At 42.5% G+C, this 24,855-nt stretch carries 20 protein-coding genes and 1 tRNA gene; 15 read left to right on the top strand and 6 right to left on the bottom strand.

Going from position 1 to position 24,855, the window contains the following annotated elements; translation table 11 throughout:
* Positions 1-6: 6 nt before the first annotated feature.
* The 11 genes from R7P36_RS11400 (at position 7) to R7P36_RS11350 (ending at position 14,906) form a co-directional block, all read left to right on the top strand.
* The gene (locus R7P36_RS11400; RefSeq protein WP_318122154.1) at positions 7-801 is read left to right on the top strand and encodes a type VI secretion system accessory protein TagJ; all 795 of its coding nucleotides are present in this window, start codon (positions 7-9) and stop codon (positions 799-801) included.
* 7 nt (positions 802-808) lie between these two features.
* Positions 809-1,273 carry a type VI secretion system baseplate subunit TssE gene (tssE, locus tag R7P36_RS11395; protein ID WP_017635621.1) on the top strand — a complete coding sequence of 155 codons (465 nt, stop codon included), beginning with the start codon at positions 809-811 and terminating at the stop codon, positions 1,271-1,273.
* The gene (gene tssF, locus R7P36_RS11390; protein WP_017820213.1) at positions 1,270-3,093 is read left to right on the top strand and encodes a type VI secretion system baseplate subunit TssF; all 1,824 of its coding nucleotides are present in this window, start codon (positions 1,270-1,272) and stop codon (positions 3,091-3,093) included. The genes tssE and tssF overlap by 4 nt, the downstream gene beginning before the upstream one ends.
* Positions 3,090-4,055 carry a type VI secretion system baseplate subunit TssG gene (gene tssG, locus R7P36_RS11385; protein ID WP_005375963.1) on the top strand — a complete coding sequence of 322 codons (966 nt, stop codon included), beginning with the start codon at positions 3,090-3,092 and terminating at the stop codon, positions 4,053-4,055. Before tssF ends, tssG begins: the two co-directional genes overlap by 4 nt.
* A 10-nt stretch (positions 4,056-4,065) precedes the next feature.
* Positions 4,066-6,633, top strand: a complete 2,568-nt coding sequence (gene tssH / locus R7P36_RS11380; protein WP_017820212.1) for a type VI secretion system ATPase TssH — start codon at positions 4,066-4,068, stop codon at positions 6,631-6,633.
* Between the two features lie 208 nt (positions 6,634-6,841).
* The gene (locus R7P36_RS11375) at positions 6,842-7,321 is read left to right on the top strand and encodes an Hcp family type VI secretion system effector (RefSeq protein ID WP_005375967.1); all 480 of its coding nucleotides are present in this window, start codon (positions 6,842-6,844) and stop codon (positions 7,319-7,321) included.
* A gap of 49 nt (positions 7,322-7,370) precedes the next feature.
* Positions 7,371-9,206 carry a type VI secretion system tip protein TssI/VgrG gene (gene tssI, locus R7P36_RS11370; RefSeq protein ID WP_017820211.1) on the top strand — a complete coding sequence of 612 codons (1,836 nt, stop codon included), beginning with the start codon at positions 7,371-7,373 and terminating at the stop codon, positions 9,204-9,206.
* An 11-nt stretch (positions 9,207-9,217) separates the two neighbouring features.
* On the top strand, positions 9,218-9,508 hold the full coding sequence (locus R7P36_RS11365; RefSeq protein ID WP_005375969.1) for a PAAR domain-containing protein: 291 nt from the start codon (positions 9,218-9,220) through the stop codon (positions 9,506-9,508).
* Positions 9,509-10,348, top strand: coding sequence for an NAD/NADP transhydrogenase subunit beta (locus R7P36_RS11360; RefSeq protein ID WP_213895873.1), 840 nt, complete (start codon positions 9,509-9,511; stop codon positions 10,346-10,348).
* A gap of 358 nt (positions 10,349-10,706) precedes the next feature.
* Entirely contained in the window at positions 10,707-11,840 is a 1,134-nt protein-coding gene (locus tag R7P36_RS11355) for an exonuclease SbcCD subunit D (RefSeq protein ID WP_017820209.1), read from the top strand.
* Between the two features lie 9 nt (positions 11,841-11,849).
* On the top strand, positions 11,850-14,906 hold the full coding sequence (locus tag R7P36_RS11350; RefSeq protein ID WP_115386666.1) for an AAA family ATPase: 3,057 nt from the start codon (positions 11,850-11,852) through the stop codon (positions 14,904-14,906).
* A 59-nt stretch (positions 14,907-14,965) separates the two neighbouring features.
* On the opposite strand, the gene R7P36_RS11345 is transcribed toward R7P36_RS11350, so the two are convergent.
* Positions 14,966-15,346, bottom strand: coding sequence for a cystatin domain-containing protein (locus tag R7P36_RS11345; protein ID WP_005387498.1), 381 nt, complete (start codon positions 15,344-15,346; stop codon positions 14,966-14,968).
* Positions 15,347-15,650: 304 nt separating this feature from the next.
* On the opposite strand from R7P36_RS11345, the gene R7P36_RS11340 reads away from it, so the two are divergent.
* On the top strand, positions 15,651-16,184 hold the full coding sequence (locus R7P36_RS11340) for a lipocalin family protein (protein ID WP_017820207.1): 534 nt from the start codon (positions 15,651-15,653) through the stop codon (positions 16,182-16,184).
* Positions 16,185-16,390: 206 nt separating this feature from the next.
* Here R7P36_RS11340 and R7P36_RS11335 read toward each other — a convergent pair whose 3' ends face one another.
* From R7P36_RS11335 to R7P36_RS11315, 5 genes are all read right to left on the bottom strand, one after another.
* Positions 16,391-17,386, bottom strand: a complete 996-nt coding sequence (locus R7P36_RS11335) for a succinylglutamate desuccinylase/aspartoacylase family protein (protein ID WP_054574303.1) — start codon at positions 17,384-17,386, stop codon at positions 16,391-16,393.
* A 110-nt stretch (positions 17,387-17,496) separates the two neighbouring features.
* On the bottom strand, positions 17,497-19,029 hold the full coding sequence (gene yfcC, locus R7P36_RS11330) for a putative basic amino acid antiporter YfcC (RefSeq protein WP_005387492.1): 1,533 nt from the start codon (positions 19,027-19,029) through the stop codon (positions 17,497-17,499).
* A 212-nt stretch (positions 19,030-19,241) separates the two neighbouring features.
* On the bottom strand, positions 19,242-19,562 hold the full coding sequence (locus R7P36_RS11325) for a c-type cytochrome (protein WP_017633643.1): 321 nt from the start codon (positions 19,560-19,562) through the stop codon (positions 19,242-19,244).
* A 78-nt stretch (positions 19,563-19,640) separates the two neighbouring features.
* The gene (gene ltaE / locus R7P36_RS11320; protein WP_054578964.1) at positions 19,641-20,645 is read right to left on the bottom strand and encodes a low-specificity L-threonine aldolase; all 1,005 of its coding nucleotides are present in this window, start codon (positions 20,643-20,645) and stop codon (positions 19,641-19,643) included.
* 22 nt (positions 20,646-20,667) lie between these two features.
* Complete coding sequence (locus R7P36_RS11315; RefSeq protein ID WP_017820203.1) at positions 20,668-21,183, bottom strand: NUDIX hydrolase; 516 nt, start codon at positions 21,181-21,183, stop codon at positions 20,668-20,670.
* A gap of 269 nt (positions 21,184-21,452) precedes the next feature.
* On the opposite strand from R7P36_RS11315, the gene R7P36_RS11310 reads away from it, so the two are divergent.
* From R7P36_RS11310 to R7P36_RS11300, 3 genes are all read left to right on the top strand, one after another.
* A complete protein-coding gene (locus tag R7P36_RS11310; protein ID WP_054576741.1) occupies positions 21,453-23,114 on the top strand; it encodes an ATPase RavA domain-containing protein in 1,662 nt (553 codons plus the stop codon).
* Between the two features lie 9 nt (positions 23,115-23,123).
* Positions 23,124-24,578, top strand: a complete 1,455-nt coding sequence (gene viaA, locus R7P36_RS11305; protein WP_213866315.1) for an ATPase RavA stimulator ViaA — start codon at positions 23,124-23,126, stop codon at positions 24,576-24,578.
* 203 nt (positions 24,579-24,781) lie between these two features.
* Positions 24,782-24,855: transfer RNA gene (locus R7P36_RS11300), tRNA-Cys, on the top strand.

Genomic DNA, 24,855 nt, shown 5'->3' with positions numbered 1-24,855 from the left:
ATAACAATGACTCAATGGAAAAATGCTTTGTCCCAAGGCCTATTGCAACACGCTCTAGAGCAATTAACTGATGAAATTAAAGCAACACCTAAAGATGCGAGCTTGAGAAGTTCCTTCATTGAGCTTCTTTGCATTGATGGGGACTTCGAGCGTGCGGACGCTCAGCTCATGCAATCGATTAAATTGTTTCCTGAGTATCTGCCTGGTGCAAGTCAGCTACGACATTTAGTGAAAGCAGCTCAAGCTAGAAAGGATTTTATCAATGGTGCGGCTAGTGCCAAAGTAATAGGTGATGAGGAATTAACTAAAGAGCTTGTTCGATTTAATCTTGCTCTCGGAAATCAAGAGTACGAAGAAGCGTCACGTCTATCGCATCGCATTGAAGAGCATCGTACTATTAAAGGGTTTAACGTAAACGGCACAAACTACGAAGATGCTAGAGATATTGATGATCGTTTAGGTGGTTACATTGAACTGTTTTCTACAGCAGGTAACTATTTTCTTGTACCCATATCGAGCATCCATACGCTAAAAGTTAAAGCACCTACTTCATTGTTAGAGAGTATTTGGCGACCTGTCGAGTTTGATATCGATGGACTTGGTGAAGGCGAAGGCCATATGCCGTTGACATATGTTGACTCAGAGACCGATGCGCAAAAGTTAGGTCGAGAAACGGATTGGAAGCAGATTGGTGAGCAAGAATCTTTTGTTGGCTTGGGTCAAAAATGTTGGTTAGTCGGTGATTCGGCGCTTCCAATCTGTGATTTGACTACATTATTAGAACAGAAACAAATAGCGTAGAAATATCATGTCTTTAACCGTTTCTCTGCTCGACAAATTGATAGATAGTGATCCTCTCACTCGAGATGAGAAAGACTTCCCTGCAAGCCAGCAACAGATGTTGAGCAGCTTACTTAGAGATCTAGAGTCGATGCTGAATAGTCGTATTGGATGGAAAAACATTCCTGATGATCTTTTAGAGGTTCGTTATTCAATATTGAATTATGGGCTGCCAGATTTTTCCTCAATGCCCTATAGCAGCCAAGAAGGGCAGAATCAGCTTTGCGACATCGTTCATGATGCAATTAAAGAGTTTGAGCCGAGGTTAAGGAACCCTCATGTCCAGATTTCAGACGAGAAAAACGCTATTGATAGGGTATTGAGGTTACAGATAAATGCCACTTGCTTAATTGATAACAGTATTCATGAAGTGCGATTCAATTCTGAAGTAGAGCCGGTAAATTTAGGTATGAAACTGAGTAGAGCAAAATGAGTGAAGAGTTTCTCAAGTACTATAATCGCGAGTTAGCTTATTTGCGTCACAAAGGGCAAGAGTTTGGTGAGCAGTATCCCAAGATTGCCGCGAGACTTCGTATTAGTGAGGAACAGGTTGACGATCCACACGTAGAAAGATTGTTAGAAGGCTGCGCATTTCTAACAGCAAGGATTAGACAAAGCTTAGACAATAGTTACCCTCAGTTTACAGAGTCTTTGATGGGACAGTTATATCCGGATTTTCACGCCCCAATCCCGTCAATGTCAGTCATTAAAATGAGCTGTTCTAACTCCACTTCCTCTTATTTTGATGTAGAAGAAGGCGAGCGAGTTGTTATCGGTGCTACTGGATATCATGAATGCGAGTTTAGAACTTGTTATCCGGTCAGAATGTATCCTGTTGATGTGACCTCTGGCGTTTTTAAAAATGCGCCTTTCAAGCCAGTTGGCTCACGATGGGAAAGCAATGCTCATTCAGTTTTGAAAGTACAGCTCACGGCTCAAGATGAAGAGACTCCTCTTGGTGAAATGGGGATAGAACGGCTGCGCTTCTATTTAAACGGTCAATCTCAATTGACTTTTAAGCTCTACCAAATGCTGTTTCAAAACCTAATTGGTTTATCTGTTGTTGTGGATGGCAAAGAAGTTCGTCCTTTAACCAAAAGACATCTTTCTGAAGTAGGATTTTCAGAAGATGAGAAAGTTGTGCCATACAGTAAAAGAAGCTTTTCAGGAGCAAGATTACTTGTTGAGTATTTGCACTTTCCTGAGAAGTTTATGTTCTTTGATATCACCGAACTTGGATTATCTGAGCTAGATCTTGGAGAGCAAGTCGAACTGTATTTTTACTTTGATACCAACGATGACTGGCTTCCAAAGCAAGTGGACGAAGAAAGCTTAATGGTAGGTTGTGTGCCTGTAATCAACTTATTTAAAAGTATTATGGAGCCTAAGCGTATTCTACCAACTGAATACGATTACCACTTGTCTCCGCAATACCAAGAATCTGAAAGTAATGAGGTTGTCTCAATTTCTGACGTAACGTTGAGAAACTGGAACAAAACGTACCACAATTTGCCATGTTATCACGCTGGTGAGCACACGCATTATACAAACACTAGTGAGATTTATTGGTTGATGAGACGTGAGGATAAGAACTGGGCTGGTGGGTATGATGAGCCAGGTAGAGAAACTTACATTTCTTTTGTTGATAAAAAACATCAATTGTTCAGCCCGGATAGCCGGGAAAACTGGTTAATGTACGTGGAAGCTGAGTGCTGTAACCGCAACTTAGCGCAGAAACTTCCATTTGGAGGTGGGCTGCCGCAAGTATCTTTACCGGAGGTAAATGACAATTTCGAATCTGTTCGTTGTTTAGTTTCTTTATCAGAAACTATTCGGCCAGAAATGGATGAAAGCACACGATGGCAGTTAACTAAGCTTTTAACTTTAAACCATTTTACCGAGGAAGATGGTTTAGCAACTTTGAAGCAGACCCTTAATCTCTATGCATTTTCTGGGACAGCAGAAACGAAAGCGGTAATCGATGCTTTAACTAAGTTAGAGTTTGAGCCTACTACAGGAAGAATTAGTCAGAAAGGCAAAGTTGGATTTGCGCACGGTATAAAAATTATTTTGACGGTTTCTGATCAAATTTTACCTAAAGAGCAGATCTTTCTCTTAGGTAGTGTTTTATCTGTTTACTTCTCGCAATATGCTGAAATTAACATTTTTACGCAGTTAGAAATAAGAATTAAGTCCACGGGAAAGTCTTTCCACCTATGGCCCGCATTAACTGGCGATAAGGTGTTGCTATGAGCGCGGAACAATTTTATCGAGAATTAAAGCAACATCCATTGTTTGAAGCGATTCATCTTATTGAACACGAAGTTCTGCAAGCAGAGGCGCAAATAGGAACAGATGCGTTACCGAAGCATGAAAAGCTAAACTTAAAGGTTAATCCATCATTAGGTTTTGAAAATGCTCAGCTTTGTGAACTGAAAAATATAGATGACAGCAAGTTAGAGATTGAGACCAATTTAATAGGCCTAACGGGTGAGCAAGGTGTGCTTCCCCAGCACTATAGTGAATTAGCTTTACATCGCCAAAAAGAAGGCGATACGGCTATGGTGGACTTCTACGATATTTTCAATCATCGCTTATTATCTCTTTATTATCGATGTTGGCAACTGAGTCAGCTGACTGTTCAGTCTCGTGCGCATGCGCAGGGCGCGCGTTCGCCGTTAGAAAGCTGTAAATCGGCATTAACTGGGAAAGGGAGTTCACTGTCCCGGCACTATGGTGGTGTGTTTGCTTCACCAGTGAGAAGTAAAGGTGGACTGAAAAGTATTCTTGAATGTTTATCTGGATGCCAAGTAAAAGTTCATGAATTTCAAGGACAATGGTTACACCTTACGAAAGAAGAGCAAACACGCCTTGCATCCCGAACTATGCCTGAAGGGCAGTTTGCTCAACTTGGTTTAGGAGCGTCTTTGGGTTCGAAAGCATGGAACATCAACGCGGGGACAACAATAGAATTTCTGCCAAAAGATAAACAGCTAGTTAGTAAATTGCTTCCTAACCAACCCAATATAGCAATCATTAAGAACGCTGCTTATGAGTTGATTGGAAAACATAAACAACTGAAGTGGCAGCTCACCACCAAACATAGTTTGCTACCACAAGCTTGTTTATCGAAACAGCAGGGGCAGTTAGGTATTGGTTCTGTGCTTAAAAAACACGAACGTACAAAAGATCGAACTATAACAATTACTATTTAAAGGAAATGTAATGGCTTCACTCTCACTTTCAGCGTTGGTCGAAAGATTGTCTCCTCAGGCTAAGGAAACACTTGAACAGGCAGCTGCGATGGCAAGCTCCCGAACTCATCACAGTATTGAAATGTCTCACTGGTTAATGATGATTATCCGCCATCCTGACGATATTTACTCTGAAGTTTTTGACGAATTTGATGTCGATAAAATCAAGGTTGAAACCGATATTCAAAAGGCATTAGAAAAATACAAAACAGGATGCCAGTCGGTGCCTGGGCTATCAGCTCATACGGTGACTGTTATGCAAAATGCCTTGTTGTCTGCAACCATTGAATTCAATCAAGAACAGTTGGGGTGCATCCATCTTTTATTTGCCTACTTGTCTGATGATACGTTAGTCAACATGGCTGGTTCGATTAGTCCTGAACTAAACAAGATAGAACCATCTCGCTTATTGAACTTTAAAGAAAGTAATGCGCCTCAATCAAGATCGAATGACTTAGCGCAGTCAAACGCGAATTCCGCCTTGAATCAATTTACAACAGACCTTACTGAGCAAGCTAGGGAAGGTAAAATAGATCCGGTGATTGGTAGAGATAATGAAATTCGCCTAATGATCGATATTTTATTAAGACGCCGACAAAACAACCCGATTCTTACGGGAGAAGCTGGTGTTGGAAAAACAGCCGTTGTTGAAGGTTTGGCGCAAAAGATCATTGATGGCGATGTACCTCCCGCTCTGCAAAATGTGGCAATTAAGTCTCTGGATTTGGCGTTACTGCAAGCCGGCGCAGGCATGAAAGGTGAGTTTGAAAACAGGCTTAAGAACCTTGTTAAGGAAGTAAACGACGCTCCACAGCCTATTATATTGTTCATTGATGAAGCTCATGGCCTAATTGGCGGTGGTGGGCAAGCGGGCCAAGGTGATGCGGCGAATATTCTGAAGCCAGCATTAGCGAGAGGTGAACTCAGAACGATCGCAGCAACAACGTGGGCAGAGTATAAAAAGTATTTTGAAAAAGATGCAGCTTTAACTAGGCGTTTTCAAGTCGTAAAGGTTGATGAGCCTGCCCCTGAACTCGCGATCGAAATGTTACGAGGCTTACTTGATGTAATGGCACAACACCACGATGTTCATATCACTAACCAAGCTCTCAATGCAGCGGTCCAACTGTCAGCTCGATACATTAATGGTCGTCAACTGCCAGATAAAGCGGTTTCTGTTTTGGATACGGCCTGTTCTCGAGTTGCGTTAAGTCAGTCATCTACACCGGGAGGCCTAGATGCGAAAAGAAACAAACTTAAAGCAAAGCAAGCTGAGTATGAGCATCTTAGCCAAGAGAGTCGGCTAGGAGCATCTCTTGATGTGCAGCTGCAAGGTGTCCGAAAAGAGATTGATGCGCTATCTAATGACATTATTGAATTAGAAGTACTTTGGGAAAAAGAAAAAGAATGGGTAAATGAAGCTAAGTCACTTAGAACCCAAATAATCCAGGAGGGTTCTGAAACTGCTAGAGACAAGTTACAAGAGCTTGAAAATAACCTTTCCGCTAACTCACAGCCCTTAGTTTTTTCGCATGTAAATGAAGCGCTAATCGCAGAAGTTATTTCGGATTGGACCGGTATACCGCTAGGTAAACTTCAGGATGATGAAATCCAAGCAGTATTGGGTTTGAAAGAAAGTTTGTGTAAGCGAGTTGTCGGGCAGGATCACGCTTTAGAGCTCATGTCTGAAGTGATAAAAACCGCGAGTGCGCAGCTCACGGATGAGACACGACCAAATGGTGTATTTCTCCTAACCGGACCAAGCGGAGTGGGTAAAACCGAATCGGCTTTGGCGATTGCAGAGAAAGTGTATGGTAGTGAAGAAAATGTCACGACTATCAATATGTCGGAATTTAAGGAAGAGCATAAAGTCTCATTGCTATTAGGTTCTCCTCCTGGTTATGTCGGTTATGGAGAAGGAGGTGTACTGACTGAAGCTGTTAGACGTAAACCTTATAGTGTAATTCTCCTCGATGAAATGGAAAAAGCGCACCCTGGTGTTCAAGATATTTTTTATCAGGTGTTTGATAAAGGCTCAATTAAAGACGGTGAAGGTCGAGATATAGACTTTAAAAACACTATTATTATTATGACCGCGAACACAGGGACCGAAACGACGATGTCTTTGTATTCTGATCCTGATTTATCTCCTGAGCCGTCAGCACTAAAAGATGCTTTACGCGATGATTTGTTGGTCGACTTTAAACCTGCATTTTTAGGGCGTGTGAACGTATTACCTTATTTGCCTCTATCAAGAAAAGTATTGATAGAAATAACAAAATTAAAGTTGGATAAAATTACGACTCGTATTCGTAAGCACTATAACGCTGACCTGTTTTTTGATGAGGAACTAATTAATGATATTGTAGACAATAGCAATGAGTCTGGCAGTGGTGCGCGTGTGGTACAAACAACCATAGAAAATACATTGCTTCCGAAGATTTCTCATGAAATATTGCATGCAATTCTTAATGATAAGACGTTTGATGAAATTATTGTTAAAGGTACAACTAGTGGACTTGATGTCTCAATAGTTTAACATCCTTTACACTCTCAATAATAATTGGGAGTTGGTTCATATTAACTATTATTTTTTATAAAAAACGCTTAAATTAAATCTTATTTAAAGATATAACAGGGCGTATTTAAAATGAAGTTTTTGATACATTAATCACTAATTATCACCAAACGTCAGATAATTAAATTACTACGATATATGTCAATTAATAATGCTATAGGAGATTAGCATGCAGTCTAATACGTATCTTAAATACGCAGATATTAAGGGTGAGGCAACAGCCGAGCAATACAAAGATTTGATTACACTACTATCTGTAGATTGGAGTGTAGGTCGTGAGATCTCATCATACACTGGTACAGCGATGGACCGTGAAGCGAGCGCTACTCGTCTATATGATTTGACTATCACTAAACTTCAAGACCGTTCTTCTCCTGACTTATTTAAAGAAGCGACGATTGGTAAAGGTAAACCAGCGGTTTTCCATATTACTAAGCAGGGTGAGAAGGTTGAAGAGATCATGAAGATCGAACTGACTGATGCGATGATTTCTAACTACTCAGTTTCTATCCAAGACGATCGTCCAGTTGAAACTATCACAATTTCTTACACAGAAATGATGATGACAGTGACTCCTACTGACGATAAGAACAACACTTCTGCTCCATTGGTATACGGCTACAGCGGTGTTAAAGGTCAACAAATGTAATTTTCATGCGGGGGAGTATTCCTCCGCATTTTTTTGAAAGAAGTATTTAATGAAAAGAGCAACTCAAGATAACAATTTCATCCGAATTTCTTCCCCATTCGGTAAAGATGCCATCATACTAAACTCGTTTGAGTATAAAGAAGAGATCTCAGAACTTTTTTCATTGCGTGCTAAAGCTTACTTTAATGATCAACGAAGTGAGTTAAACGAAATTATTGGTAAGGAAGTTACCATTACCCTTGAAAATAATGAGGATGTTTCTTCAAATCCTCGTTATATGCATGGTTACGTTTCTGCTGCAAGATTAGAAGGGAAAAGGGTTTCTAATACACATAAAGGCGAAAATTATAAAAACATAGAATTATTAATAGAGCCTAAATTACGTTTCGCTGAATATCGAAAAAATTGCAGAATATTTCAGCATAAAGATATAAAGGAAATTATCTCTGAAGTACTATCGGAGCATAGTGTTGCCTTTAGTTTTGAGCTAACCAAGTCCTATCCTAAATACACGTACAAAGTACAATATGAAGAATCAGATCTTGAATTTGTTCGACGTCTGTTATCGGAAGAGGGGCTATCATTTTGTTTTACACATACTAAGTCTGCCCATACGCTCAATATTTTTGATGACATCAGTTTTTATAAGCCGGGTACTGAGTTTTTAGTCGATTTTGATACAGGTACGGCGAAATCTAGCCACATTTCTTCTTGGCATGAAACGCAAATTCTGACTACTAAAGCGAGTCAAAAGTCAGGCTATAACATGCTCAAGCCTTCTTCGAATCCTAAAAATACTGCAAAGGGTGAAAGTGATTTTTTTACAGTGCCTGAAAGCGAGTATTTTGAATACATGGGTGAAATGGAGAGCAATGATCAATACGCACTGAGAAACACGCATGCAATAGAAGCACTACAGCAAAATGCATATTTGTGTCGTGGCGAGGCTACGTGCAGAACATTCAGCGTAGGCAAGTGCTTCAAGTTTAAAAAACATGAAGATAAATCTCGAGTTGGCAAAGAATATGTACTGTCTTCTGTTTTTTTGTCTGCTGCTGTTTATAACCAGACTGGTCAAGGTGGCACCGGTGCGCAAGGTGTCAAAGTCTCGTTTAGTTGTGTTGACTCAAAGACAATCCTTCGTCCTTCAGTTAACTATCCGAAACCTCAGATGAAAGGTTTGCAAACTGCAATAGTTACGGGGAACAAAGATGGTGAAATTTACATAGACAAACATGGCCGTATCAAAGTTCAGTTTCACTGGGACCGTGTTGGTAAATACGATGTAAATAGTTCATGTTGGATTCGTGTTGCGCAAAATATCGCAGGTAACGGATGGGGGTCGGTGTTTCACCCTAGAGTCGGACAAGAGGTCATCGTCGAGTTTGTCAACGGAGACCCTGATCAACCAATCGTTACGGGGTCACTATATAACGGTAGTCAACTCCCTCCTTACGCTTTACCAGAGCAAAGTTCTCAGAGTGGTTATAAATCACGCTCTGTACAAAAAGGTACATCCAATTTTAATGAGTTGCGCTTCGATGATAAGCCTGGTGAAGAGCACATTTATCTTCATGCTGAAAAACTGTTCCAAATGCTAGTTGAAGACTGTGTTGATATCGCCGTTGAAAACAGTAAAACCGAAAAAGTGACCAATGATGTTAATCAAGAGGTTGGTCAGAACGCGAGCTTGAAAGTAGGTAAAAACTTTTCGAATGAAACGGGTGAAGTACTGTCTTTTAATGCAGGAAAGAGCGTCGAGATCAAAGTAGGTGGTGCTTCTATTCAGATGTCTAGCTCTGGAGAAATCAATATCAAAGGTAATAAAATATCCATTAACGGCTCAGCTATTGCTCTTAAAGCTGGGCAAATTTCATTGAACTAAGGTGATTTAAAGTGGGTAAACCAGCCGCAATTTTGGGCAGCTTTCATCTTTGCCCTAAAAAAACAGGAAAGATACCGCATGTCGGTGGTCCCGTCGTTGTTGGTTCACCAAACGTAACGATTGGCGGGATACCTGCGGCAAGACAAGGCGACAAGCTTATTTGTATCGGTCCTCCGGATAGTATCTCTGCAGGTTCTTCTAGCGTAACAATCAACGGTAAACCAGCCGCGAGAGTCGGCGATTCAACGTCTCATGGTGGCAAAATTCTATCTGGTATGCCTACGGTTTTAATCGGAGGCTAGATGCCACTCGCATTTCAAACGCATCTTCTATCCTTTAATGGCCGTTCACACACCGTTCGCGAGATAGCTGATGATTCTTTTAGATTGTCCGAGGAAATCCGACCCCCTGACTTTGCTCAATCAATAGATGAGCATATATTAAGCCTCGTGCGCTCTGAGCGCGAGAGTCTTGAGCAAGCTGATATCAAGGGGAATCTCTGTGTTCTTTTACCATCTTCGGTGGACAAAAGTTTGCTTAAAGCATTGATAAGCGAGCTTTCTATTTTCGTTGGCCAAACTGTCAATACTGAAATTTACTTTTATCCTTATGGCCAAGCTGCATTTTTGATGGCACTAAATCGGATAAATCGTGAAGTTAATGAAACGCAAGCGACTTGGATACTGGCTATAGAGGTTACGAGCGATGTAGAAGGGCATGTCAAACCTCAAAGCTCTATCATTTTAACCAAGTGTTTTTTTCGACATTCAGGTCTTGTGCCTGATGTTGTTCGAATTGATTTAGATGCCAAACAACAACGCATCGCCGTGGACAAGGTGTTTAAGCAATTAGGAGTAAGTTGTGAACATCCACTCAGTCAATTGTATTTATCCGTTAATGAGGAAGAGCCGCAATGGTTAAACTCAATGCAATTCTTGTCTCCGTGGGTGACCGATCAAACTCAGTATCAATTTGTTGATATAAAACTTGGCGGATTGGGTGCATGTGGCGGAGTTTTAAAAGCGTTAGTGATTGATGAGCTTCAAAGAAGCAGCCCCTGCCCAGACTTTCACGTTTTGCAAGCCGACATCGAGCCAGATGGCTATGCGGTAGGAGTAATATACAATTGGCGTAGCGAATAGGTCTGGCTATTGCTTTTCCTTCTAGTAGCTGAGGTTTTAGTGATGCAAATGTTATGGGGGATTGACTCGAAACTGGCCCTTTAATGATGTTTGGACAATGACTAGGCGCAGCTTGCTTTTCAAAATAGCTTTGCTCACCGCGTTTTTACAGTGTTCTTCTCGCTTTCTGATTAAATAGCCAGCCATAGAACACAAACCACATGAAAAGCTGTTCGACTCAAGATATCCTTACCGATATAAAATAACTTGAGTTTTGGCTTGTTCGAGATCCCACCCGTGACGCATTCCTTTTTATAAACGGTACATGGACTCTGACAGAAGCAAGCCTACTCATAGAATTGGCGGAAAGTGAATTCGAATGAAGTTTATCCACACCTCAGATTGGCATCTTGGTCGACAATTCCACAACGTATCACTACTCGAAGATCAACAAGCAGTACTCGAACAACTGATTAACTATATTGAACGCAACCCCGTCGATGCAGTTGTAGTGGCGGGAGATATCTATGACCGTTCGGTGCCACCAACGGTTGCAATAGAACTGTTAGATCGAGTCGTGAAACGCATTTGTACCGAGTTAGAAACACCAATGATATTTATATCTGGCAACCATGATGGTGCAGAAAGGCTAGGTTTCGGCTCAGAGCAAATGAAAAATGCAGGTCTCCATATTGTTAGCAACTTTGAAGATATGCTCACTCCCATCATCATAAAAACGGACTCTGCGGACGAGGTCGCGTTTTATGGTATGCCTTATAACGACCCTGAACAGGTCAGGTTTGCCTACAAAGCCTCGGTATCCACTCATGATGAGGCTCATCAATTGCTTGTTGAGCAAATTAAAGAGCGCTTTATCTCTAAGCAAAAGCGCGTGCTCGTGAGTCACTGTTTTGTTGATGGGGCTATCGAGTCAGACTCTGAACGACCATTATCTATTGGTGGTTCTGATCGCGTGAGTCATGAACACTTCTTAGATTTTGACTACGTCGCACTTGGTCATTTGCATCAGCCTCAAAAGAAAGGCGCAGAGCATATCCGTTACTCTGGCTCTCTCATGAAGTATAGCTTTGGTGAACAGAACCAGAGAAAAGGTTTCACGTTAGTTGAACTGGACAAGAAAGGATTCGTTTCTGCAAAGCATATTGATCTTACGGCTCCTCATGAAATGCGTATTGTAGAGGGCGAGCTGGATAAAGTTATTGAGCAAGGGAAAACAGACCCCAAGAATGAAGATTATTTGTTAGTTCGTTTGATGGATAAACATGCGATTTTAAACCCAATGGAAAAACTTCGTTCAGTGTATCCAAACGTTTTACACCTTGAGAAACCTGGCATGTTAATTGGGGTAGAGCAGGAAATGGCGCAAGCAAAGTTGGCGCGAAGCGAAATTGATATGTTCCGAGATTTTTTTATTGAGGCGCAAGATAGCCAGTTGTCTAAAGAGCAAGAGCAAGCTGTTACTGACATTATTAAGCAATTATCACAGCAATAGGGACCAAAGATGAAACCAATTAAACTAACCATGCAAGCCTTTGGTCCGTTTGCAAAAACTGAAATCATTCATTTTGAGAAGCTTGGCAGTAACCCTCTATTTTTGATTAATGGTCCTACAGGTTCCGGTAAAACGTCGATCTTAGATGCCATTTGCTTCGCCCTTTATGGTGAAACCACAGGTAATGAGCGACAAGGTATTCAGATGCGGTGTGACTTATCCGCGCAAGACTTACCAACCGAAGTAGTTCTCGAATTTTCGTTACACGGCAAACAATACCGAGTTGTTCGATCCCCTGAGCAGGAAGCGCCCAAGGCCCGTGGTGAAGGGATGACGATTAAAAAGCACACTGCGGCTCTTTATGAACTCGGTGAGACTGAAACGCTTATCACCAGCAAGACGACTCAGGTTAAAACTGAAGTTAGCAATATTATTGGCTTGAATGAAACTCAATTTCGTCAAGTTATGGTGTTGCCTCAAGGAAAATTCCGAGAACTGTTGCTTGCTAGCTCTAAAGAGCGTGAAGAAATTTTTGGCCAGCTCTTTCAAACTGACATATATAAAAAAATTGAGTACGCGCTCAAAGATAAAGCGAGTGCAATTAGTAAAGCGAAAGGCGAATTTGATAATCAAATTCGAGGTGCTTTACAAGTTGCAGAAGCGAGTTCTGAACAAGAACTATTACAACAACTGGAACAAGTAACTAAGCAATTAGAGTCTGATAAAAAGAATGAGCAAGCAGCGTTAGATAAGCTCAATACTGCTAAATCTGAATTGCAAAAAGCGGAAACCTTGAATGGAGAGTTTTCGAAACGAGAGCAAGCAGAAAGCGCACTCAAGCTGCATCTAGAACACGCAGATTCGATAAAAGCTCGTCAACAGCAATTAGAAAACGCTAAAAATGCCAATAAGATAGAGTTGCCCTACATCTCATTACAAAATGCAAAAGCTCAAACGCAAGAGCTTAGGCAAAAAATCGTAGCTTTGGAAGAGAGTCTCGAAAAAGCTAATGTCGTTGCGAGAGAACAAGAAAACTTGCAGCAAAGTGCAAAAGAGGCAGCGGCAAAGGTCCCGCAGTTAACGCAACTGCAGTATCAGCTTGAAAGTATGAAAAACAAGTTGGTCGAGAAAGACAATTTGGAAAGTAAAATAACGGCGGGTTATCAACAAAAACAACAATTTGAAGCAACGTTAAAACAGTACATAGAACTAAAAGATAAGTTAACGTTACAGGCCCAGCAGGGACAGAAGGAGCTAGAGAAAGCACGAGTTGATGTTGCGCTTATTGGCAGCATCGATGCGGAAATAAAACAAAAACAACGGCTGTTACAGGATCTACAAAAGCTGCATGATCTTACTTTAGAGCTCTCTAAACTCAATGCGCTAACTGTAGGCAAGCAGCAGTCACTACACGAAGCCAGTCAGCGCTATATGCAGCGTCAACAAGCCGCTGATACGATAGAGCTTAAGTGGCACAACGCTCAAGCGGCAGTATTAGCGCAGCGACTAAAAGCAGGTGAAGCATGCCCGGTGTGTGGTAGCGAAACGCATCCTAACCCCGCAACGTTTGTTGAAGAAGCCGTTACAAAAGAGCAAGTTCAGGCGGCTAGAGCTAAAGAGCGAGAAGCTCAAACCTTGTTGAACCAACTAAGCAATCAGCTAGAACAACATAACGTTGTCATTAGTCAGTATCAGAATCAGTGTAACCAGTTGAAAGAGGAGTTGGGTGAGTATGCTACATCTGAGATCTCGACGGTTCAAAATGATTTGCAAGCGATCAATGCTCAACTCCTACGTCTACAAGCTATTGATATTGAAAAGCTAGAAAAGAACGTTGAACAGCTTAATCAACGCTGCGTCGTGGGTGAAAATAAAATTCATGAGCTGCAGAATAAAATGGCGGCAAATGAATCAACCGTTAAAGCGAACCAAGAACAATTGGCTCAATTACAAGCTTCTATTGACCCAAAATACAGTTCCGCTGACTTGCTTGAACGTGAAATTTTGCTGACAAAAGAGCAAATTCTGAGTTTGAACACAGGCTTAGAAAAGGCGCAAACCGCTTTACAGCAAGCGATATTGGAGAAATCAAATGCGGAAAGTCACTTAGCGACGAACAAGCAGTGGTTATCTGAGTCAGAGCAAAAACTTAGCCAAGCAGAATTAGCGTGGAATGAGGCACTACAGGCGAGTAAATTTGAGGATGAAAGCCATTATCTAAGTAGTCGAGTGGGAGATGATGAACTTCAAGCCTGGCAGCAAGAAATAGACAGCTTCAAACAGGCACAAACCAAGCTTGAGCAAACACTACATGATTTAAATCATGCATTGAAAGATCTTGAAAGGCCTAATTTAGAGTCGTTTAACGATAGGTTAACCACTCTGCAGGCGCAATATATTGAAGTAAGGAATCAACTTGATACCACACGCTCAATATTTGAACGTCTTGAAAAGGTTCGTAAAGATATTGCCGTGTTGCATGAGAAAAATAGTAAGTTAGAAGAAGAATACAAAGTCTTTGGTACGTTGTACGACGTTGCTAGCGGTAAAACAGGCAGCAGGGTTAGCCTACATCGCTTTGTTCTTGGTGTACTGTTGGATGATGTGCTGATTCAGGCCTCTCAACGCTTAAGCCTTATGAGTAAAGGGCGCTATATTCTTGCTCGAAAAACAGAGGGCTTCAAAGGCGCTGCGGGTCGCGGCTTAGATTTAATGGTTGAAGATGGCTACACAGGAAAAACGCGTGATGTTGCGACACTTTCCGGCGGTGAATCATTTATGGCAGCGCTTGCTCTGGCACTTGGTTTGTCGGATGTTGTGCAATCCTATAGTGGCGGTATCCGTTTAGACACTTTATTTATTGATGAGGGCTTCGGTAGTTTAGACCCAGAGTCTTTAGATCTTGCTATTCAAACGCTAGTGGACCTGCAACAGACTGGGCGCATGATCGGTGTTATTTCTCACGTTTCTGAGCTGAAAGAGCAAATGGCGCAGAGGATTGATGTTGAACCATCAAGACTTGGTTCAACGGTGTCGATTAAATCTCAATGTCGCTTCGCTGTCTAATTCAGTGATTACTGTTAGATCAAAAAGCCCCTATTGTTAGGGGCTTTCTGACTAAGTCGCTACTGTTCGCAAAAGTGGCCTTCTTTTGGCGATTGGGTAATCGCATATTCGCCATCGAGGTTGCGATAAACAATCGTGTTCCAAACAGAGCCATCATCCAATTCAAACTCAATAGCATAGTTGACGCCGCTAACGATTTGCGCGTGAACATTCAGTATTTGTTTAAACGACGCTATTGTGTCCATTTTCTTTAAAACAAAGGCCATTGCCTTTTGTGCATCAGGGGTCGCGTTAAACTCATTCCACCCACCTGGCATGTTTCCTTGTGCATTACATACATCTGCCGAGGTCGTTAATTGTGTCGTTTCGCTCGGTTTTTCCTGCTGACAACCTGCAAGTAACACCAAAAGTGCACAAACTGACACTGTTTTTAATTTCATAACAATAACCTCTGTCTATAACGCAACGTATTATAGGAGGGTGATATGCCTACGAATGTCTATGTTGTGCAAAGTTTCTATATGCATAGGGTTAAATGCTGACAAAATGTACAAGCATGGTCAGCTTGTAAGTCAAAAATAGAGCAATCTTGTTATCGATTTGCTGAGATGACGAGGTTTCGGTGTTCAGCGCGCTATTGATGAAGAATTGTGATGTGTACCTATGAAGGTGATGGTGCGGCTTAGTGATCGATTTGTTATCTTCTAGAGTAAAATCAATCACTAATTAAAATTTAGGTGTTGTATGAAATCGATAAAAATATTTTTACTTTTGTCACTTGCAACTTTATTTGGTTGTACCTCAAAGCCGGATGGGGTGGAACCCGTCAATAATTTCGATTTAGAGCCATATCTAGGTAAGTGGTACGAAATTGCACGCCTAGACCATTCATTTGAGCGAGGCTTATCCAACGTTACCGCTGAGTATCAGGTTCGCGAGGATGGTGGGGTTAAGGTGATAAACCGTGGATATTCCGAAGAAGAGCGACAGTGGTCAGAAGCTGAAGGCAAAGCTTATTTTGTTGAAGATAAAACGGTTGGACACTTAAAGGTTTCCTTTTTTGGGCCAATATACTCTTCTTACATTGTTTTTGAGCTAGGTGAAAACTATGACTATGCGTTTGTTTCCGGTTACAACCACGACTATTTGTGGCTATTGTCTAGAACGCCTAACGTTGATGAGAAAGTAGTGGAGCGCTTTAAGTACGTTGCTAAAGAGAAAGGTTTCGCTATCGACGAGCTCATTTTTGTTGAACAAGAGAAACAAAGACAGCTTTAAGTTCATTAGCGTGGCTGAAAAAGCGGACAGAGGGGAAGCTTCCTAATTAAGAGCTCAGTTTGTCATTCGCTTAACAGTAATTTGTTACCGCGTAACTTAATGTGGTCAAAATGGATATAGCCCCATCATTTGTGATTACTCGTGATGGGGCTTATATAAATTTGAGTGAGCGTCGAAAGGTTGATCTATCAACAAACGGTTATGGTTTACTTAATCAAACGAACGATCAGGGAACCTGGTGCTCGAATAGATTCAACATTGTGGCTAAGTACTGTGCCGCTTGTTGGGGCGGTGTAGCGTTTAATCTCAGCGCCAAAGCTGTCGTATTGAATCGCAAGAAGTTGGCCTTGCTCGACAAAATTCATCAAACTGACATGAGGCAGTACAAAGCCGCCGTGTGTCGCTTTCACACTGACGATTTCGTTTCCTTCCAAGCATGACGTAATAGGGTCCATATCACCTTCAACAATGTTATGCTTTTTCAGCACATTAAAAATGCCTGTTACAGTTCGACTGATAAGTTCTTGCTCGGTGTATCGCCCCATACCTACTTCAACAGTAATACTTGGGACACCATGGTTATTCCAAACCGTTTCAAGGACGCCAGCATCTCCAGGATCATTTAAAATCGCATCAGGATTAATGAGGCGAGCCATTTCTAATGATTGCTCGATTCGGAAATCTGCAAACACGTAAAGTGGATAGGCCGCACCACTGGTTTGAGTGTGAAGGTCAATGGCTAAATCAGCATTTGGCTTGAGCAAATCATTCCACAATGCATATAAGTAACGTTGGGCCTCATTGCCGTTTTGGTCACCAGGAAAAAAGCGGTTTAAGTTTGCAGGAGACGCGTCAGGGTCTGCGGAATAGAAATCGCGGCTGTGGTTTAGCATACCTGGCATGTTAATGGTTGGAACAATAGTGACAGTACCAGCGACTTCAGTGCCGATGAGCTCTCGAGCAGTTTTCTGCGCTGCTAACACACCATTGTACTCATCACCATGAACCCCTGCGGTAATCATGATCTTCTTGCCAGGTTTTTCACCTTTGAACACTAGCACAGGTAGGTGTTGCCACTGAGAGAGAGCATTCGTTGCGATGCGAAACCAAAACTTATGCTCGCCCGAATTTAGGTCTGCTACATTGAGAGATTGAATCACTTGATGACCTTGAATCACGTCATCGAGAAATTGTGTTGCCATTAAAGTTACCACTCCAAAACCATAAGCTAATCTAAAACCTTAGCGTCGTCATACCATGAATATTAATAAGGCGAGAACATGTCTCGCCTTAATTACCAATTGGCTTCGTTTTACGCAAAACCCATAATATGAGCTGCGATAACGACGATACTTGATAGGGTAAAGAGTAATAGAATAAATCGCCAGCAGAATTTTGCCCAGTCACCCCAGTCGATACGGCAGACACCAAGCGTTGCCATGAGAGATGCCGAAGTAGGGACGATAACGTTAGTAAAGCCATCGCCAAGTTGGAATGACAAAACTGCCACTTGGCGCGTAACTCCTGCAATGTCTGCCAGAGGGGCCAGTAGAGGCATCGTTAGTGCCGCTTGTCCAGAGCCCGAAGTGACGAAGAAGTTGAAGATAGATTGGAATACATACATTAACCATGCCGCAGCCACGTCAGGAAGCCCGCTAATCACGCCGCCAGCACTGTTTAGAATTGAGTTCAGTACACTCGCTTCATCAGTTGTACCACCACCAAGGATCAACAATACACCTTTTGCACAACCCACTAACAGGGCAGGTGCAAGCATAATAGCTGCACCTTCTTTAAATGCATCAGCTGCGCAGTTTAGCGTCATACCGTTCAGGCGGAAAATCGTACCGATGATCGCGACAACAAAGCCCATAGTGAAAAATTGAGACGCGATTTCTGGGATGTACCATGCGTTAGCGACTACGCCCCAAACGACCCACACCGTGGTCGCAATAACCGTAAGGATAACGAGTGTGTCACCTAGGTTCCAACGAGAATCTTGATTGCCAAGCTCTTGCTGACGGAAATACTGGTCTGTGCGATGGCTGTAAGAAAGTTTAGGATTTGACTTCACACGAGCGGCGTAGATCATTGTGAAAGCGATACCGATTAACGTAAAGCCAGCCCATAACCCCATGCGTACTGTCATGCCGGATAAAACAGGTACACCCGCAATGCCTTGCGCAATAGCTACGGAAAAAGGGTTCATCCAAGAAGTAGCGAAGCCAATTTGAGTCGCAACATAGGTAACCATTACCGTAGTGATACCATCATAACCAAGGCGAACCATAAGCGGCGCGATAATAATCGCAAATGCTACGGCTTCTTCACCCATACCAAATACCGCACCGCCTAGCGAGAACAGCAAAAATAGCACTGGAATGAATAGCGCTTCGTTACCTTTGGTCTTATCGATAAGGCGCAGGATACCGTTATCGATTGTGCCTGTGCGCATTACAACGCCGAAAGCACCGCCGATAACCAACATGAACATAATCACGCCGATTGCGCTGCCCCATTTAGAGCCAGAAACTAGCCCTTCGAAAGGGAAGTTCATCAGACCAATGCCACCACCAGAAGCAAACAGGCCAACCTTGTTGTAAACCAATTCACCGTTTTCGTCGGTTGCATAAGAGAAAGAAGAAGGATCGATAACTGTGCGAGTTTTTTCTGCACCGTCGACCATGTAGGTCACCTGTTGGCTATCAAAATGACCAGCAGGAATTAAGTAGGTAAGAATCGCAGCAAGAATACCAACAATGAAGATCAAAATGAGGGTATCTGGCATCTGCCACGACTTAGGGGTAGCAACCGAGTCTGCTGGTTGCGCATGTGTGTGAGACATAACTTACTTCACGTCAAATTCAATAAAGCATGAAATATCGATAAAATAGAATAAAAAGTCAATATTAATGCTTATGTTGAACTATAAATTCATCAAATATTTGAAGTGAAGTTAATTTGATTGTTTTGTGGTCAAATGTTGGGTTAATGTTTCAATATGCGTTGAGTTTGGATGATTCACGAGCTTTCATAGTACATCTACAGGTGATCTAATCACTTGATTTCTGTCTGTTCTGCATAAAAAGCAGCGACATCACGAAGGTCTTCATCATTTAACATTTTTAACTGTGCTGCCATCATTTCTGCAAGTGGCCCTTTACGCTCACCGGCTTGATAAGATTTCATTGCATTGTAAAGGTACTGAGCATTTTGACCAGCAAGGCTTGGATAGGTGTTGTTCGTTGCGATGCCTGTAACACCGTGACAATAGACACAGCTAGGTGATTTGATTTTACCTTTATCAGCATCACCAAACGGCTCGGCATGGATAGCGGAAGAGAAAATAAAAGAGATTAGAAGTACAAATCTGAGCATGGAGGTTATCTATTCGCTAAAAATCATGCCGATACAATAAAGCTTCCCCTTAGGGGAAGCTCAATGATCAAAATCAAATTAAAGTAGAGATTTTATACTTGATAAGAAAGTGTCGATGTCTTTCGCTGAAATATCTTTATGAGTTACAAAACGAATTGGATTTCCAGGGGTTATCGTGATGTTTTGTTCCTTTAGTTTCGCAGCGATACTTACTATGTCCACTTGAGGATCAAGCTTCGCGAACACGATGTTCGTTTGAACAAATTCAGGGTTGACTGAAAAACCAGGCAGTTCTGCTAAACCTTCCGCTAAGGTTTTTGCGTTGATGTGATCTTGTTTTAGCTGTTCCACTTGTTCGGTAAGGGCAAGTTTGCCTGCTGCGGCAAGAATACCCGATTGACGCATACCACCGCCGACCATCTTTCTTAAGCGACGTGCTTTTGCGATGTAGTCTTTGCTACCAAGCAGTAGCGAGCCAACAGGGGCAGCCAGACCTTTCGACAGACAGATCGTCATTGAATCAAAGTACTGACCGATCTCTTTTACCGGAACATCAAGTGCAACGGCTGCGTTAAAAACGCGAGCGCCATCTAGATGCATCTGCAAGTTATGTTTATTCACGAAGTCACGTGCTTCTGCTAAGTAAGACAGAGGTAGTACTTTACCATTAATTGTGTTTTCTAAGCTGAGAAGCTTAGTGCGAGCAAAGTGACAATCATCTGGTTTAATCGCAGCAGCCAGTTTATCAAATGGTAGCGTGCCATCTGGGTTATTTTCGACTGGTTGAGGTTGAATTGATCCCAAAACCGCCGCGCCACCAGCTTCGTATTTGTAGTTATGTGCTTGTTGCCCACATAGATATTCATCTCCCCGCTCGCAATGCGCCATTAAACCGAGCAGATTGGCTTGAGTGCCTGAAGTGGTAAACAAAGCTGCTTCGAAACCAGCAAGCTGCGCAGCAAATTTTTCAAGCTCATTGACCGTAGGGTCATCACCATAAACATCATCCCCAACGGGGGCCTTAAACATGGCTTCTCGCATGGCTTGGGTGGGCTGTGTAACGGTATCTGATCGAAAATCCATGAATGTCTCCTTGGTCAAAGTCCTAAATATATCCGCAAAGGCGCGCTTTGCTTAAGCAAGCGATCGTTTTGGCATCGGTGATCGTGCCATCGACAATCTTTTCTTCGAGTTGCTTGATTGACAAGGTGACGACCTCAATCACTTCGTCTTCATCGCACTCGTAACGGTTTGTTTTGTTGAGCTTTTCGGCAACAAATAGATACTGTATCTCATCACAAAATCCGGCAAGAGGGGTGACTTGGCCGAGAGACGTGAATTTCTCTGCACTAAACCCAGTTTCTTCCTCTAACTCTCTTTTGGCGCAGCAGAGTGGCTCTTCGTTGCCTTCCCTGGTACCAGCAGGAAGTTCCAATAGCCATTTATTAAGTGAAGGCCGAAATTGGTGGACAAGGACAATCTCACCCTCCGCTGTAATAGGGAGAATCACTGCAGCGCCCGGATGATGGATTGTGGTGTGCGTAATTGCCTGTCCTGTAGGAAGCATAACGTCTTCTTCAATCAGAGAAATTTGCTTCCATTTATGAATTATCTTGCTCATGCAGTTATGAACCCTAGCTGTTACCGCATTTTTGACGTTTTTCGACATTAACCACAAATGGTGGGAAACAAAAGCAAAAAATACTGCAACACGACGAAAGCGTTTGCACTTTAAGTGAGCAATGTCTCATAAATGGAAACTTTGATTGCTTCGTCAAGATGGGGAAAAGCATCTGCTATAAGGGGAATTCGACAAAATACATTTGTAACAAAGTTATAACAAGTGTATAAAAATGTTAACGCAATACCACTTCAGTAGCCGGAGAACGTATGACACAAACCTTATTTGCCTCAAATGCCGAAAAAGCGCTTCTCTCAGAACGCATCAATAAATTGGCGAAAGCGTTAACGGATGGCGTTTATGAGCGTGAACATACGATCAAGCTCTGCCTTCTTGCTGCACTTGCTGGTGAAAGTGTTTTTCTTTTAGGCCCCCCTGGTATTGCAAAAAGCTTAATTGCCAAACGACTCATCCAAGCGTTCGATAACAGCAGTTACTTCGAATACCTGATGACGCGCTTCTCAACCCCTGAAGAGGTGTTTGGGCCACTGAGTATCCAAGAGCTAAAAGACAACGGCCGTTATGTTCGCTTAACTAAAGGGTATTTGCCAACTGCACAAGTCGTATTTTTGGATGAAATCTGGAAGGCGGGCCCTGCAATTCTTAATACATTGCTGACAGTGGTTAATGAGAAAACATTCAAAAATGGCAGCGATATCGAGCGTGTGCCAATGCGCTTGTTGGTATCGGCTTCCAATGAATTACCCGATGAAGATAGTGGATTGGATGCGCTCTACGACCGCATGTTGGTGCGTGTGTTTGTGAATCGAATTCAGAATAAACAAAACTTTAAGTCGATGTTGACTGTGGGCACATCGCAAGAGGCACAAGTACCAGAAGGCCTAGCGATAACTGATGAAGAATATCATCAATGGCAACAACAGCTCGACAAATTGACGTTAACCGACAATGCATTCGAAAAGCTTTTCCAGCTTAAAACGATGTTAGAAAGCAAAGTTGAAGCTCAGTTTGGTGATGTGGCCAATACCGATATGTATGTCTCTGACCGCCGCTGGAAGAAAGCCGTGAAGTTGTTAAAAGCGAGCGCGTTTTTTAATGGTCGCGATGAAATAAATCCGCTTGACCTTCTACTGCTGCAAGATTGTTTATGGAACAGTCCTGAATCGCGAGATGTGGTACGTGAAGTGGTTCAAGAGTTCGCCTTAAAACATGCATTTGATCAACAAGACGCGGAGCAGGAAATTGAGTACTGCCGAGAGTCTTTGGTTGATGTTCAACATGAACTTGAAGATGCCTACCGCATGACGTTAACGTCTGAAGCGGCAACGGGCATTTTGCGTAAAGAAACCATGCGCTTTGATACCTCTAAAGCCAAGATGTACAAAGTTGGCGCAGCCGTTAACTTAGTTAAATTGGTGGTCTTGCAAAGCAACATGTCGGTTTCAGAATCAGAAAAAGGTGATAGCCGCTGGGTTTATGTACCCAAAGATGAGTTAGATCGAGTCATTAAAGAGGGAAGCGGTGATGTGTATGGTTACGTCAATCAAAACACCAACATGTGCCGTTTACGATTTGATGTTGACGCGGCGAATAACCTAGTTATCCGTGATATCGCGAACCGAGGCATTTTGGTTAGCCTAGTGACTCAAGAGGGCTTGGATGTAGAGCTTTACCAAAAGTGGTTAACGCAGAGCGAAAAAGCCGTAAATCAGCTTAGTGAGGCAGAACACCATATGCGCAAGGTGAAAGCGAACTTTCATGATGCGCTTCCGCATAGCTTTGTTGATCCTGAACTACCCCGCCTAATGGAGTCGAGTCTGCAACAGGTCAGTCAGAGACTTGAATCAATCCAAGCAGAAAGTGAAAAAGTTATCCAACGCTTTAAAAACTTAAATCAGTTTTTCTCATAAGGAGACGACATGCTAGGTGCAGACGGACTTAACCTCGCGCTGATGGTGGCCGACTCCGGCATCATCGATAGCGCAGTTAATGATTTGATGGCGCGTTCACAAGTCATGATGATGGCAGAAAACCGAGGTGTTAAATCTTCGGTCAAAGGTCACTTGTTAAAGTGGCGAGGCAGCGTCAAAAAACGGATCACCAAGGTATGTGAGACAGAGCGTTTCCAACAAGAGCTGTCTTTATATCAAGAGGTTATTCATTGGGATGAAGAAACGTTTTTTGAAAACATCGAAGATGTGATTAAAAAGCTGGAATGGCACTCTGCGTTTTACATGCAAGCTCGCCGAATGATGGAAAAGAACAAAGGGATGAATAACCCTATGTTCCCTCATTACTTTTGTGATCAATGGTACCAAAGCCTCACCGATGCTATAAAACAAGCGCAAGTAAGCGAGCTTGAAGCCAATAAAGAAAAGGTGCTGAATGACCTGTATCAACGTATGGAAACCATGCGTAATATGGATAAAGTCACGGAGTCGGGTGACGCTGAAAGTGTAGGGCGCCTGTGGGATATGGCATCTGCCAAGTTGAGTAAAACAGACTTAACGGTGATGAAACGCCATGCTGAGTTTCTGAAGAAGCACCAAGGCTTGCAAGAAATTGCGGAGCAACTCGGTCGTATGGCGGGGCAAGTAAATGATCCTGAACTAAATCGTGCGCCCACTGAAGAACTTCAATTGGTCGAAGAGAAAAGTGATGAGGCGACGGATGATATTGTCGGTATTCACGAAAGCGATGATCTAAATAAGCTACTTCCCAACGAAACGATGTTTTTGGCGTATCCTGAACTTGAAGTTGTGTTCTATAAACACTTAGTTGATAAACGGCTCATGAACTATCGTACACAAGGCAAATCGCGCACGTTACGTAAAGTTAAAGCTCACCGACCTGACCATAAAGCGGTAGATATCGAAAAAGGCCCCTTCATTGTTTGTGTGGACGCGTCCGGTTCCATGAGTGGCTTTCCTGAGCAATGCGCCAAAGCCATGGCTTATGCTCTGATGCAAATCGCACTAGCGGAGCAACGTGATTGCTATGTCATTATTTTTTCTACGGAACACATTACCTACGAACTAACCAAACAAGATGGTCTGCGCGAGGCGGCGGACTTTCTAACTTATAGCTTCCATGGTGGTACAGACTTAGAGCCAACTTTGATTAAATCTATCGACTTGATGAGCGGTGATAAATATAAAAACGCAGACATGGTAGTCATTTCCGACTTTATCGCGCCAAAACAACAAGACGAGTTACTGGCCAAAGTGGATGCGCTCAAAGCGAAGAAAAACCGTTTTCACGCGATTAGCTTATCGAAATACGGAAATCCTGCATTAATGTCGATGTTTGATCACACTTGGTCTTATCACCCTAATGTTGTGGGAAGATTGCTAAAAAGGGTCAGCAACTATTAAACGCCTTAATGTTTCATGGGACAAAACGAACTGAAAGCTAGATTTATATTGCTTCGTTTTAAGCCAATAAGATCGAACTTTGGTCGAATTGACTTAAAAGAAATCAAACGAACAGAAAATGAAATATTTTTGTTTGACTATCTTCTCTCAATCCGTAAAGTAGCCACCAACGCAACGGGGTAGAGCCCTGAAGCGTAATAAAAGGCGCCTTGGCAGAGTGGCTATGCAGCGGATTGCAAATCCGTGGACCTCGGTTCGACTCCGGGAGGCGCCTCCA

The organism is Vibrio sp. 397 (assembly GCF_033339395.1).
GTDB classification, from domain to species: domain Bacteria; phylum Pseudomonadota; class Gammaproteobacteria; order Enterobacterales; family Vibrionaceae; genus Vibrio; species Vibrio alginolyticus.
Note: the sequence above shows the minus strand (reverse complement) of the source record. Positions and strands in the feature narration are given on the sequence as shown.

Bases quoted from the DNA above. Each gene is read 5' to 3' on its own strand.
- R7P36_RS11310 (WP_054576741.1), top strand. From the start codon at position 21,453: ATGACACAAACCTTATTTGCCTCAAATGCCGAAAAAGCGCTTCTCTCA.
- R7P36_RS11375 (WP_005375967.1), top strand. From the start codon at position 6,842: ATGCAGTCTAATACGTATCTTAAATACGCAGATATTAAGGGTGAGGCA.
- R7P36_RS11335 (WP_054574303.1), bottom strand. From the start codon at position 17,386: ATGGCAACACAATTTCTCGATGACGTGATTCAAGGTCATCAAGTGATT.
- R7P36_RS11400 (WP_318122154.1), top strand. From the start codon at position 7: ATGACTCAATGGAAAAATGCTTTGTCCCAAGGCCTATTGCAACACGCT.
- R7P36_RS11360 (WP_213895873.1), top strand. From the start codon at position 9,509: ATGCCACTCGCATTTCAAACGCATCTTCTATCCTTTAATGGCCGTTCA.
- tssI (WP_017820211.1), top strand. From the start codon at position 7,371: ATGAAAAGAGCAACTCAAGATAACAATTTCATCCGAATTTCTTCCCCA.
- viaA (WP_213866315.1), top strand. From the start codon at position 23,124: ATGCTAGGTGCAGACGGACTTAACCTCGCGCTGATGGTGGCCGACTCC.
- R7P36_RS11350 (WP_115386666.1), top strand. From the start codon at position 11,850: ATGAAACCAATTAAACTAACCATGCAAGCCTTTGGTCCGTTTGCAAAA.
- tssG (WP_005375963.1), top strand. From the start codon at position 3,090: ATGAGCGCGGAACAATTTTATCGAGAATTAAAGCAACATCCATTGTTT.
- R7P36_RS11325 (WP_017633643.1), bottom strand. From the start codon at position 19,562: ATGCTCAGATTTGTACTTCTAATCTCTTTTATTTTCTCTTCCGCTATC.
- ltaE (WP_054578964.1), bottom strand. From the start codon at position 20,645: ATGGATTTTCGATCAGATACCGTTACACAGCCCACCCAAGCCATGCGA.
- R7P36_RS11345 (WP_005387498.1), bottom strand. From the start codon at position 15,346: ATGAAATTAAAAACAGTGTCAGTTTGTGCACTTTTGGTGTTACTTGCA.
- R7P36_RS11315 (WP_017820203.1), bottom strand. From the start codon at position 21,183: ATGAGCAAGATAATTCATAAATGGAAGCAAATTTCTCTGATTGAAGAA.
- tssF (WP_017820213.1), top strand. From the start codon at position 1,270: ATGAGTGAAGAGTTTCTCAAGTACTATAATCGCGAGTTAGCTTATTTG.
- tssE (WP_017635621.1), top strand. From the start codon at position 809: ATGTCTTTAACCGTTTCTCTGCTCGACAAATTGATAGATAGTGATCCT.
- yfcC (WP_005387492.1), bottom strand. From the start codon at position 19,029: ATGTCTCACACACATGCGCAACCAGCAGACTCGGTTGCTACCCCTAAG.
- tssH (WP_017820212.1), top strand. From the start codon at position 4,066: ATGGCTTCACTCTCACTTTCAGCGTTGGTCGAAAGATTGTCTCCTCAG.
- R7P36_RS11340 (WP_017820207.1), top strand. From the start codon at position 15,651: ATGAAATCGATAAAAATATTTTTACTTTTGTCACTTGCAACTTTATTT.
- R7P36_RS11355 (WP_017820209.1), top strand. From the start codon at position 10,707: ATGAAGTTTATCCACACCTCAGATTGGCATCTTGGTCGACAATTCCAC.